This window comes from Paenibacillus sp. FSL M7-0656, assembly GCF_038003225.1.
Taxonomy (GTDB): domain Bacteria; phylum Bacillota; class Bacilli; order Paenibacillales; family Paenibacillaceae; genus Paenibacillus; species Paenibacillus amylolyticus.
Window position 1 is genome coordinate 2,758,945 of sequence record NZ_JBBOOT010000001.1, and the last position, 12,160, is coordinate 2,771,104.

14 protein-coding genes are annotated in these 12,160 nt (G+C 49.4%); all 14 read right to left on the reverse strand.

Annotation, left to right across the window (positions count from 1 at the left end; genetic code table 11):
• Nucleotides 1-66: 66 nt before the first annotated feature.
• The 14 genes from MHI01_RS12265 to MHI01_RS12330 all read right to left on the reverse strand — a co-directional run bounded on the left by MHI01_RS12265 (nucleotide 67) and on the right by MHI01_RS12330 (nucleotide 12,045).
• Entirely contained in the window at nucleotides 67-1,482 is a 1,416-nt protein-coding gene (locus MHI01_RS12265) for a tail fiber protein (RefSeq protein WP_340983215.1), read from the reverse strand.
• Nucleotides 1,482-2,072, reverse strand: a complete 591-nt coding sequence (locus MHI01_RS12270; RefSeq protein WP_340983216.1) for a YmfQ family protein — start codon at nucleotides 2,070-2,072, stop codon at nucleotides 1,482-1,484. Before MHI01_RS12270 ends, MHI01_RS12265 begins: the two co-directional genes overlap by 1 nt.
• A gap of 137 nt (nucleotides 2,073-2,209) precedes the next feature.
• A complete protein-coding gene (locus tag MHI01_RS12275; protein WP_340983217.1) occupies nucleotides 2,210-3,349 on the reverse strand; it encodes a baseplate J/gp47 family protein in 1,140 nt (379 codons plus the stop codon).
• A 4-nt stretch (nucleotides 3,350-3,353) separates the two neighbouring features.
• Nucleotides 3,354-3,809, reverse strand: coding sequence for a DUF2634 domain-containing protein (locus tag MHI01_RS12280; protein ID WP_340983218.1), 456 nt, complete (start codon nucleotides 3,807-3,809; stop codon nucleotides 3,354-3,356).
• On the reverse strand, nucleotides 3,802-4,212 hold the full coding sequence (locus tag MHI01_RS12285) for a hypothetical protein (protein WP_340983219.1): 411 nt from the start codon (nucleotides 4,210-4,212) through the stop codon (nucleotides 3,802-3,804). The genes MHI01_RS12280 and MHI01_RS12285 overlap by 8 nt, the downstream gene beginning before the upstream one ends.
• A complete protein-coding gene (locus MHI01_RS12290; protein ID WP_127547897.1) occupies nucleotides 4,205-5,191 on the reverse strand; it encodes an XkdQ/YqbQ family protein in 987 nt (328 codons plus the stop codon). Before MHI01_RS12290 ends, MHI01_RS12285 begins: the two co-directional genes overlap by 8 nt.
• On the reverse strand, nucleotides 5,188-5,817 hold the full coding sequence (locus MHI01_RS12295; protein ID WP_127547967.1) for a LysM peptidoglycan-binding domain-containing protein: 630 nt from the start codon (nucleotides 5,815-5,817) through the stop codon (nucleotides 5,188-5,190). The genes MHI01_RS12290 and MHI01_RS12295 overlap by 4 nt, the downstream gene beginning before the upstream one ends.
• A 54-nt stretch (nucleotides 5,818-5,871) precedes the next feature.
• On the reverse strand, nucleotides 5,872-7,614 hold the full coding sequence (locus MHI01_RS12300) for a hypothetical protein (protein ID WP_340983220.1): 1,743 nt from the start codon (nucleotides 7,612-7,614) through the stop codon (nucleotides 5,872-5,874).
• A 24-nt stretch (nucleotides 7,615-7,638) separates the two neighbouring features.
• Nucleotides 7,639-7,782: a hypothetical protein gene (locus MHI01_RS12305; protein ID WP_181151033.1), complete on the reverse strand. Its 144-nt coding sequence runs from the start codon at nucleotides 7,780-7,782 to the stop codon at nucleotides 7,639-7,641.
• Nucleotides 7,783-7,796: 14 nt separating this feature from the next.
• A complete protein-coding gene (locus tag MHI01_RS12310) occupies nucleotides 7,797-8,231 on the reverse strand; it encodes a phage tail assembly chaperone (RefSeq protein ID WP_017690174.1) in 435 nt (144 codons plus the stop codon).
• 177 nt (nucleotides 8,232-8,408) lie between these two features.
• Nucleotides 8,409-8,816: a phage tail tube protein gene (locus tag MHI01_RS12315; protein WP_124117078.1), complete on the reverse strand. Its 408-nt coding sequence runs from the start codon at nucleotides 8,814-8,816 to the stop codon at nucleotides 8,409-8,411.
• Nucleotides 8,817-9,064: 248 nt separating this feature from the next.
• Nucleotides 9,065-10,528 (reverse strand): phage tail sheath subtilisin-like domain-containing protein, encoded by a 1,464-nt coding sequence (locus MHI01_RS12320; RefSeq protein WP_340983221.1) that lies wholly within the window; start codon nucleotides 10,526-10,528, stop codon nucleotides 9,065-9,067.
• Nucleotides 10,528-10,716, reverse strand: a complete 189-nt coding sequence (locus tag MHI01_RS12325) for a hypothetical protein (RefSeq protein ID WP_249911568.1) — start codon at nucleotides 10,714-10,716, stop codon at nucleotides 10,528-10,530. Before MHI01_RS12325 ends, MHI01_RS12320 begins: the two co-directional genes overlap by 1 nt.
• Before the next feature lie 405 nt (nucleotides 10,717-11,121).
• Nucleotides 11,122-12,045, reverse strand: a complete 924-nt coding sequence (locus MHI01_RS12330; RefSeq protein ID WP_340983222.1) for a hypothetical protein — start codon at nucleotides 12,043-12,045, stop codon at nucleotides 11,122-11,124.
• Nucleotides 12,046-12,160 lie beyond the last annotated feature (115 nt).

Sequence of the window (12,160 nt, forward strand, 5' to 3'; positions counted from 1 at the left end):
GAAGAAATAAGATAACTCCCGCATTTGAGCGCTTGTTGTACCAAACTTCCGATATATTGATTTCAATCAAATAAATATAGGTGATTGTACTAATAAAGAAAAATATGATACTGACATTGATACACTACTTGATGAACTAAACCACAAACGCACACCAACTTTTGAACCAGCATTAAAATATATATCTTCCACGTACATAGGACTAGAACTTCCTCTTAATTCCATTGAACGTAAAGTTCCAGTAGAACCACTACTAGAATAGATTTGTACATACACAGTAAGTCCTGTAGAAGACCACATGCTTCCAAATTGAAGCTCAGTTCGATAAACACCCGCTCTTTTTATATTTACAGATAAACTAGTTGGGGTTGGCGTTGTTACATTACCTGATACCGAGTCTGAGCTATTGGGTCCATAAATACGAGTATTACCTGGAGTTGCTTCAAATGGTGCAATACTACTCTGATTATAAATACCCGCTGGAATTGATACGGTGTTATTTATATCAGACCTGAATGATGCTGTCCCTCTGTTAGGTAGAGTACCACTTACTAATCCATTCTCCGTACTAATTGTCTTTCCAGCGCGAACATCACCTTCAATGGCAGTTCCGTACTCCCCCCCTTCACCCTGCAAGATAAAAGCCATTCCATCATAAACAATTGTGTATACTCCACCTTCTCTAAAAAATCCACTCGTTAAATCAGATCCGTTTGATTTTTTTATAAGTTTTGGCCCAGTTCCATTCACATTTAAAGTTGATACCCCAAAATTACTTACATGTACTTTCAACGTTATTCTCATTCCAGCAACGATAGCTGATGGAGCAGGTGAAAGATTAATAATATAAGAATTTGCTGAACCAGTTGTTGTTCCATAACCTACAGCATTATTCCATAGTGCTCTTTCGGCACTTGAAATGTGCTTCAAAGTATCGAAATCATGTTCAGTTAATTTATCTAAAACATCTCCTAACGCCTTCTCCGTAGCAGCCAAATCTTCACGGGTGCCATCAACTGCGTTGGACAGTTGGACGATACCCTTATCTGTTAAGGATGCATCATTAATAACGAGTTCCCCGAGTTTCTGATCGGTGTATACCTTTACCTCTTCAATATCATCCCTTGTAGGTACTTTTATCCATGGACCCCATCCGACATAGTAGTTCCTTTGAAAAACTTGTAGGTTACTCGGTTCAAAGGTTGTTAGAGTTTGGACCACACCAGCATGTTTTTCTATCGTCAAATGAAAGGCTACTCCTACTGGGGAATTAGCTAAAGTTCCTACTGTCGCATTCGTTGGGCAATAATATTCCCCTTCTGTGATATAGCTATTAAGATCCGATTCCGCAGGTATAAGGATGGATTCACGTGTCGCAACACCTGCATCAATCTTTTCAAAAATCCTGTTAATACTCTCCCGGGTTACATTCTCGTTCCCTAATGGAAGAGGCAACTTCAGTCGATCTGTTTCTTTTGGCATTACGCCCACACCTCCAGTTCATTCCACGTCAAGGACGCGGTGTCCAGTTCATCCCATGTTTTCTGCTTCTTGTCCAGATCATCCCAGACCAGATAGCGATACTCATATTCCACGGCCATATGGGCCGGTTTCAATTCTTCAATCGCTCGTTTGAGATCATCGATATTGGGCGGGGTGCCCATCGTATCCACAAAGCTCACCGTAAAACTCCACACTTCCGGCTGAAAAGTTACATCCACCTTGCCCCCGGCATATGCCTCGGCCACATTCGCAACCTGCCTGCCCGAGAACTTTCCTGCCCCGCGCAGCTTCGACTCCACCACCGCACGCCGTTGCTCCACAGGTTTGAGACGGTCCGTCTCAATACCTAGCTCCTGCTCCCAAAAGTCCAGCCCCCACGTCGCTGTACGGACAAAAAACTGCTCCAGCGTCTCATCCAGCGCCTGGTACAGCAGATCCATTTCGCTGCCTTTGGTCTGCATATCGGCCTGCATTACACGAGAAGTCTCATAATACCTGGGCAAATACGAGAACAACTCCCGCCCTTTCTCACTCGTCAGTCCAACATCTACAATAGAAGGAGCACTCATGCCCTGTCCCCTCCCTTCCTTGCACATCAACATGGAGCGTCTCGCTCACCAGCTTCAACTCAGATCGGCGTACCTCTCCCAATCTTTCTTGGTCTCCACACTCCAAAACTACTTCCTCGTCCACCATCTGCCCAACACTACTCATACACATCCACCGTCCCCAGCACCGCCACCTGACTCGCGGTCATCTCGATATTCTGGTCGCTCACACCGTTCACGGTAAGCTCCGAATAGTCGATAATCGGCGGAATATCCAACAGAATCGCGGCAATGCGAGTGTAACGAACGAGTGGATCGGCAAAAGCCAACTGTTTCAAATACGCGGTCACCCCGCGTTCGATCAATGCTCGTACATCGGCGAGTGTCGCATCACTTGCCAGCGTCAGTTTCACCTGAATGTTCATCGGCACTTCCTCGGCTGGCATCACGGACACCACTGGCCCCGCCGGTGCAACGCCTTCACCCTGTCCATCCTGCGTGGGGTCAACATACTTCTGTACCGCCGTCACCAGATCGGTGCCCGCAGCGCGCTTTTCCGTGTCCAGCAGATACAATCCCACCGTGCCTGGCCCTTGCCATAAAGAAATAACACGCGTTGCACCAACACCTGGCACTTCACTGGCCCATTGCACATATTGTGCTTTGTTGCCGCTTGTCCCTTGGTTGCGGACTTTGGCATAAAAGCGTTCCAACAATGCCGTATCGGCCTCAATATCCGCACCGCCTTTTATCACCTCAACGTTCGTGACAGAAGTCACGCCACTTACAGGTGTAGACAGCACAGTTACCGTGCCCGCAGGCACATTGCTTTCTTTTCCGGCAACAAGCGCTCGCACGCCTACCACCCCGGAGCCCTCTGCATCCAGTTCCACACGTCCCACCGTCTCATATTCGAGCGAAGCTTCAGCAGATACTTCATCCGCGAGCGTAGCCACAACCGTACCCGCAGGAATCACCTTGCCCGGCGTACCCACGAATCTAACCGAACCTTGTGCAACTACCGCAGCCCGCCGAGTAATGCCGTGCTCTCCTGCCCGCAGATCCAGCTCTTCCGAACGAAAATTCGGATCACTACTCGCAACCGTACTCGCAAACCCGCGCCGCAGTAATTCCTGCGCCCACAACGCCGCCTCAGACAGCATAAACGCAACCGGAGCCTCCGCATCCCACAGGAACGATCCTTCAGACTTATCCAGATCCGCGGGCAGACGATCCAGCATACGCTGCATAATCTGTTCCTCCGTCTGGTCCTCCAAATAACGCGGAATCTCAGCCATCCCGTCAGATCACCTCACTTTCCAGAATAAACATCTCTTCCTGCACACTCGCCACCCGACACGAGAACATGCACTGCTCCCGATTCCAATCAAACGTAAACTGGTCTACTGAATCCGTGCGTGGATCAGCCAGCAACGTCTCCGTCACCATCCGGCTAATCTCACTTTCCATCACTCCCCGGCTGTCACCCTGCCCCACCAGATCCTCCAGCTCCGAACCATAGTTTCTAGAATAGATCACATGTCTGTAACGTGGCGTTTTCACGGCCTTAATGCACCACTGCACCCAGGCTTCGTGTGCACCCGCCGCAGCTACTTTGCCACTCGGGGTCAATACAAAATCCCCTGCATCGTAATCAAATCGCCAGCTCCGTCCAAAGCGTACCTCTTCCGAAGCCGCCCCCGACAGATCGTCCTCATCTCCCCAGACCACGCCCGTTTCCGGGAACAAACTAGGCATGCGCACTCACCACCTTACACAGCACCACAATATCGTTACCGCCATTGACCCGCATCGCCAGTACGCGATCTCCGGCTTTCAATCCCTTACTAAGAGACAACACCGTTTCTTCCACTTCCTCTTCTTGCAAAAGAAACCGTCCCGTGCCCGTCGTTCCGCCGTTTGCCACGTCAGGTATACCGGAGATCGCGCCAGTAGCCTCGCGCTCCGGCAGTCCAAGCGTGCCCGGCAACTCGGCCACGAGATAATCCTGCACTTCGTGCTTGAAATCATCCAGCTTCACGCCGGATGAGGTCATCGTACCCAGTACTGCTCCCAGCCCGCTCACGGCCTGACGGGAATGTGTACTCATCGCACCCCGCATGACGTCGGCAAAATGCCCATACGGATCATCTTTATTCAAGGTAATACCTCCTTTTCACCAGCTCGGCTGTCCCCAGTTCCAACGTCATCATTCCAGGTCCGGCAGACAGATCACGGCTAACCGACATGACGATTAGCTTCAGTCCTTTTAACAACACTGCGTCCCCAGCGCGGATCGTATTCACATCCGGTGCGGATATCGTAAAGGTCTCCTGAATACCCGTCAGATGACTTTTCGCCAGTTTTTTCGCGGCGGTTGTCGATTTCACCTGATCGTCCTCTACCAGCTTTTGCAATGTACCCAGTTCTTCCACACGATCCTGCTCAATCGCAAGCACTTTGGAAGGAACTTCTTTGCCACTCGGTGACTCCGACGCCGCCATGACTTTAACTTTGGTGACCGCCCCTTCGAGCGTACGCATCTGGGTCAGATCAATTAGTCGATCAAGTTCATACACCTTTGCATTACTTCCAACCTGAAAGAGCTGCAACCCACCGGGCGTCATCCGTGGATGGTACATTTCCCCGCCGGACTTCGCCGTTTCTTTCAGATCGGCAAACATCATCGAGAAGATCGTCTGTGACCGATACACGGCTTTTCCCAGCTTTGTCTTGGTTTCCGGCAGCGTAGCATATGGAATCTTCCACTCTTTGGCGTAGGTTTTGAGTCGCTGCGTAGCGGTCTGATCCTTCGGCAGCAGGAACTCGTCCTCCGATTTTTCCAGATATATCATCCGGTCGTACACCGTGAGAGACAGCCGCTTGGTGCCGCTGTTCGAACTTTCCACCTCCCAGATGACCGCAGGATGCAACAGATGAACCATGGATTTTTCGCCAAAAGGAACCCCGCTAATCCGCACCGCCATGCCCGGTGAGATCGAAGGCAAACCGGAAGATGCTGACACCGCCAGCCGGATGTTAGCCTGATAGGCAATCTGGTCGAGCGAGTCCTTCAGCGTAATTGTCTCCACCAGCTTGGTGATGTCGTATTTGTCGTCGACAATGACCTTGTAGGTCATGGCATCACCAGCTTTTGCCCGGGCTTGATCCGGTTTGGATCACTGCCGATGATCTTTGCGTTGAGCTTGTAGATCTCGTTCCATTTGGAACTGCTACCCAGCTCAAGCTTTGCTATTTTGGACAGGGAGTCGCCAGATTTGACGGTGTAGGTCTTGCTACTCTTTTTCAAATCGGTACGAGAACCTGACTTGCCCCCGGATGCCGCAGAACCGACCTTCTCCACCTTGGAATCACGCCATGTGCGCAGGGTCAGGTCGAAGTAAATATCTCCTGTCTCCCCCCCACGAAAGCTCGAATTAAGCGAAACAATAAAAACAGGCACGTTCACGCCCGTCTCTGAAATGATGAGGCGCAGCGGCTTTTTGGAGATCAGAAATGTGTTCAGGACATTCATCGCTACACGCGGATCAGGCAAATCTTCGTACATGCAATAGAAGGCATCATACTCTTTGGGAAAAAAAGAAGAGAAGGTGATCTCCTTCACCTTCTCCCCCTGCGCAAAATCAAACTCGCCATGCTCCAGCATATTAATCGTTTCATACCCTTTGGACCTGGAAATACTCACCTCTTCCGGGTTCACCGGGAATTGAAATGATGTGCCGCCATCCTTCAGCGTAAATGCCATTTTGTTACGACCTACTTCATCTTTAAGTACAGACATACACGGCCTCCTTTCTGCTTAGGCCATAATCGTTTTTCGGTTTTCCATCGCACGACGGAACTCGCCCGTAATCCGTTGTCCGACCTGCTTGGTAACAGCATCGTAATCAATCGCATTTTCGCGCACAGTCACCTGCACCGCACCTGGTGGAATATTTATCGCAATCTGATTGGTAGTTTCGGTTTTGAAATCCTTCAAGTATCCGGACAGGCTGCTCATCTGGTCTTCGGATATTTGTACCGTCATTGTGGAAGATTTCCCATTCGTCTGCGCACCGTTACCAAGCGCCATTGCTTGGTTTTGCATCATGCTTGTTCCCATGAATCCAGCAGAGGTAGGCTGACCGACCTTGCTGTTCATATATGCGGCTGGGCCTGTCATGGTCAGTGCCGGTGGCATATAGGCAGGTGCCATCTGGGGGCCTGTTGCAACTGGAGACGGTGCAGCCACCGTGGCTGCCGAGACCGTCTTCTCTTCTTTTTTGGAACCAAATCCAAAGAAGTTGGATATGCCATCGGTGATTTTTTTTGTTTTCTCAGAGACGTAATCGGCTGCACCCGACAATGCATCACCTACACCTTCGGTAGCACTAGACATAAAGTTTCCAATATCCTTCGCTTTGTCTCCAATCCAACCGCCTGCTGTACTTCCGGCCCAACCACCTACTGCACCACCGACCCATGTCCCGATGCCAGGCAAAAGAACGCTACCGATGGCGCTACCAATCGCAGTACCTGCTGTGCCGCCAATCATGGAACCCACCGCTCGGCCACGCTCTTCCGGGGGTGCTGTCGCTACATTTGCCACATCAGCAAGCATGCTGATGGGCCCAAGCAACCTTTTAGCTCCTTTGGCAAAACCACTACTTAAATTATCCATCAATCCGTTACCAGCCAGCATGTCGGTTAAAGATCCCAATCCACCATCCGCAAATCCTAAACGACCGCTTCCTCGTATTCTTCTTCCTCCTCCCCTATTACGGTTGCGATCGGGCGGAGGAGTTGGAGTATCAGGTACAGGATTGGGTACTGGAGATGGGCCTCGATTCGAACGGTTACTTGACCTTCTACCACTTCGATAATTTCGTCTGCCACGATCTGAGCCACCGCCATCTGCATTCGGTGAACGCACTCTGCGGTTTTTGCCCATCTTTCCACCTGTACAACAGCAGCATTTGGATGCTGGACTTCTGGTTGGATCAGATGCAGGACTTTCTTCTTTTTTCTTTTTGAATTTATCAAATATTCCCTTGATGTTATTAAATACATCAAACAAACTATTAACCTTTTCGGCAAGGTCAAAAATCCATTTATCCAACCAACTCTTAGGATCTTCTTCCTTCGTAGCTTTAGTGATATTTTTATTGTTTTGAATCACGACAGCCATAGTAGGACCCGAAGCCCCTCCTTTGCCCATCGCCACTTCGATCTTCTGCCGAACTTCAAGGGATACTGTTCCCGAAGCCGTAACCATCTGGTCCCTGAATCTATTCAGTTTAACCCATGCGCGATCCAGTGCCGGACTCAGTTTATCATTCAACCCAATCGTCGGTGTGATTCGCAGCCTGCTGATTCGCACAGCCATACTATAAATATGCTCCAACCTGCGTCCAGTCGTTCTCAGCTCATTATTCACCTTGATCAGACTCTGATAACGAACTCTGCCCAGACGTTCCGTGGAACGCTGAATCTGATCCAGATAACGAAGGGTTGTCCGCATTTCCGCATTAGATTTGGATAAACCTACAATCATTTCTGCCATTTTTTCACCTCCTAGCCTATTTCGTTATCGATTCATTTGCGAAGTTATCGCTGACATTTCCTCTTCCGAGAACGCAATTAACAGCGAGCGCTCCCCACGTGGCAAAGACCAGAACTCTCCGGGCCGGAGATGATGACGCACCCACATGTGATACAGGAACGTGGTCATCCCGCCGGAGTGAATCAGTTTTTTAGGTCTTCAATCTCCACACCGAAGCCGGACAGCTCCAGCACTTTATCACCTACGGCATCCAATTCACCAGCGAGCAACATACGACGTACTGCCTGTTCGCCACCGGACAACTTCATGCGGCCGGTAATACGGGTGTCACCCCAGCCGGACAATTCCAGGCTGCGGACTTTTAATTTCACGGTTGCTTCAGAAATGAGCAGCGCGTTAAACGTTTCGGTGTCCACCTTTTCCTCGGTGCGGCCTTTGGTCGTTTTTCGAATGGTACAGCGTTCGCGAATGTGATCCACTTTGGAGGAAGTCAGTCCACGCAAGGTCAACAGCAGATCCAGACGCTGAATGCGCACATTTTCCTCTGGCAAACGTTCTGCTGCTTCAAACAACTGATCCAAAATCTGTTCTTCGGACATATTTTCATTCATACTCATCGGGCGTTATCTCCTTCTTATTTCAAAAATGGGTTTATCTATGCCAGCTTCCAAGCCTGTAGAGACAACAAAGAGACCGAGATCATCTCGGCCCGCATTGGTGTCCATATTAATATGAAGTAACTATGCAACCACGCTGGAGCAAACTAGCCCAATCACACGTGCCTATTCCAATCTTTAGTTCGCCACAATCGGATTCAGCAATTCAAATCCTTCAAACGTAAAGCCTGTTTCTTCCGGTACTTCTTCGCCAGCTGTCCAGTTGGCAAGCTGAATTTTATCCACCATACAACCTTTAAGCAAAACGCTCTCATGTCCATACGATTCAGGGTCGTTCAGCTTGGAAATAATCTCGAATTTGGTGAAGCCGCGCTGGATCATATCCGAAGTGACTTTGTAGCCGGTCATCGTGCCTGTTCCTTTTTTTGCGCCGTTTTTGTGCACTTTCCAGTCGTTACCGACCAGATTTAGCTCACGCTTTTCAATCTCCACACTCGCTTCCAACTTGTTAATGTTTGTCTGCCACACACCATCGATATGCAACTGACCATGGGTACCGAGAATTACTCTTGACGCATCCAACATATATTTTCCTCCTTGGGTTCGTTGAACTAATAAATATTACACGGTATAACTCCGCAGTCAGAACAATCTTCCGATCGCTGTTATCCCCAGATTTTTTTGATTCCTTTTCATAATAAAGGGAAAATCCGGTGGATAAAGGCGAGCGCTTCGCTTCTTCAGATTTTTTCTGCCCTCTCCGTTATCGTGTAAACCATCAGTTCAACGTGTAGTAATTATTCTAGAAAACGGTTCTTTCCTTTCACACAACCTTATTGCACGTAAAATGTACCAAACAACTGCTCCATCACATCCGTCAGCTTCACATTCCATTGCAGGAATACCTGATCTGCTTCCGGTTTGAGAACTGGTGCCGTACCATAATATGCCGGGTCAAGAATGACATCATAACTGTCAGCTTCAATAACATTACTCTGTGCGAGTAGCGCCAAATAGGCCTTCATGGCACTAATCAGTGCCTGACGACCCTCTTCGGTATTGTTCACTTTACCGATATACGTATCTTCCGCGGAGCGCTGCAAATCCGTGTTGATCGCATCCAAAACACGAATGGAACGGATTTTTTTCCACGCATTATTCTGTCCAGCGGCCGGAGTTACCAGGGTGTTTACACCGCGAAGTGCTTTCACCTGACGTCCATCATGGAAGAAAATAAATACGCCATTCTGTACCGCCTGCTCCTGTTCTGCACGCGTCCACCGACGTGTCACATCATCGAACGGAGTAGCTGCATAGGTTGTGGATTGGTTCAGACGTTGTCCGGCGATCAGACCTGCAACATAGGCGGATGTTTCCGCCGAGCTGTAAAATGCATCTCCAAGGCGAACCCCTGTACCAACATTAATCACACCTTCATGGTTGAGCGCAAGCGAACGTGCTGCTGCTTTTTGTGCTGCTGTAGCAGAAGTGTCATCCGCTGCGGAACCGCCAAATATAGCCACCACCGGTTTTCCTTCACTACGCACACGTTTCACCCATGCCGCAAAACTCGCAAGCAGGGGTGCATCAGCCGCCTGATCCAAAGCCAAGACGTCGAATTGCTCCCCTTCCAGCGCACCCTGTACAGCAATGTATTCTGCATTGGTCAGGTCATCGTTGCCACTTACGCCGCCTTTGAATGCCGCACCCGCAATTGTTGCAACTACACCTGCACCATCGCCAATCGCCTGAGCCGTTACCCAGACATTTTGTTCATCCGCGTTAATCTCTTTTGCCAGAGAAGCTGCTGTAATATCCGCTGTCAGGAGCGCATACAACATCCGATTACCTTCAAAAAGACGAACTTCATGTTTCGTATTATCAATCACACCTGGCTGGATGGTGACGTAGAATCCATTTGCACGATCCCCCGGATACTTCGCGTCCAGTTGCAGCACATTGGCATCACTGCTGTCCTTCAAGGTAAGCGTGGCTACTTTGGCCGCGGCACTTGCTACCCGATAAGCGAGCAACTTCTTCGGCCCACCCAACAGGGCGAGCTTCAAGGAAGTATAAGCCGTACCGTTATCCAGCACATTCGCCGCATAGATACGTTCAATCGCCGCTTCGCTCCCTACTTCAACAAAAGTCCCCACAGGACCCCAGTTGGCCTTGACTGGCACAACGACCGTTCCCCGCGTACCCGCTTGAATGGCCGAAGATGCTGCCGCCTGAAAATTCATATATAAGCCCGGAAGGACCGGACGATTTGTTTGCTCCCAAGTTCCACCTGCCATTATCCCTTCACCTTCGCTTTCATAAATTGGTTAATTCGTTCCTGCGTTTCTTCAATGGAAAACGTCTCTTGCGCCGCTTCGTACAGCGCACCGTACAGCACCTCTGCCTTAACGGCAAAGAGGGCTTCTGCATGATTCATCAGTTCTGCCCGTGTATACCGCGGGGCTGTCTGTTTGCTTTTTTTCACCGAGCTTGCCATTGCCATCTCACCTCATTTGTTGGACTACTAATTTCGTGAAACGATGATCTTTAAGCTTGATCTATGAATTTTTGATCCTATGAATATGAAGCTATAATGTTGAAGCTACATCTATCATCTCAAAGCTATAATCTGGAACCACTCTTAAAAGTGCATGTTCAAAAAGATCGGTTTTCAGTACCGAGAAGATGGGATGAAGTTAGAAATGGAGTAGCAGAGCGTAGGGAAAACTACGTGAGCAACTACAATGTTTCCAAAGGAAACATACTTCGTAAGCTCATGCTTATTCGGCTGAATTCCATATTCGATGCTGATGATGCCGTTAGGCATCCTTTGTAATCAAAAGCGGGCTTTTTGAACAACCTCTAATAGAAGGTTCCTCTCGACTAACGTTTACTCCATACCTTTGCTATGGTGAATCTCACGAATGAAAGGTACATTCGTACCCGGACGACGAATCCGCTGTTGCAACGTCAGGCGAATCTGACCATTCAAATACGCATCCGTCTGTAAATCTGCCGTGACTTCATCTACTGTGATATATCGCGTGTTACCTTCGTGCTCTTCGCCATCCGTTTCAGTGACGGCAAGACGAGATTGCACTGCAAGTTGCCGGGCCAACCGAGTAACGGTCTGACGTGTTAGTACTGGATGATCGGTTAGCACATGCCCAATCCACTGTTGTCGAACCTCCAATGCCGAAGTGCCCGCCACAGAAGTGCTGCATCCAGCCAATCGCCATAACACAGACGGCATATCGTATCCACCGGGCCAGACATCCCCATATACCGACCAGTTCGAGCCAAGCTCTTGCTGTGTCCAGTCTTGAAGCGCAGCTAGCCACACGTCTCCTGTTAAAGCGAGAGCAGCTCCCGAGCCTTCGGGAACATACACTCCGAACCGCAGACTGCGCGTAAGCATGCCAGACCCTGCATCCACCCGATCACTATCTGAAGAACCCAAATAGATGCAAGTGAATGCTCCACCTGCTTCATCCACCAGCCTTACCTGGTGCAACCCTTCGATTAGATCAGCTGACCAAGCTTCTACCTTTTCAGCGCCACCATCTTCTGGACGAGCGTATGGTGAGATTTTAATAATCCTTCGATATCCCGCCCAAGTAGACTTCGGCACCTCTTCGGCAAACGCAACCACGGCACAAGGCCAAACCAACACTTCTCCTGACGCAGGTACATCTAGCACACGATCGTCCCAATCTGGAACAAGTACTGCGAGCTTCTGTTTCAGCGTTTTTTTAATGAACTTACTCATTTTACCGGTGCTCATTACAGTGCTAATTTCATTTCTCATAGACACATTCATTTCGCCCCCTTTGGCTACAAGTTTGAGACCTGCCCACACCGTGCAGCGGCAATGCAGCAGCAGTAGACTCCCCCTTTTAACTCAGAGTCGTATTCCGACCGAACCAGTA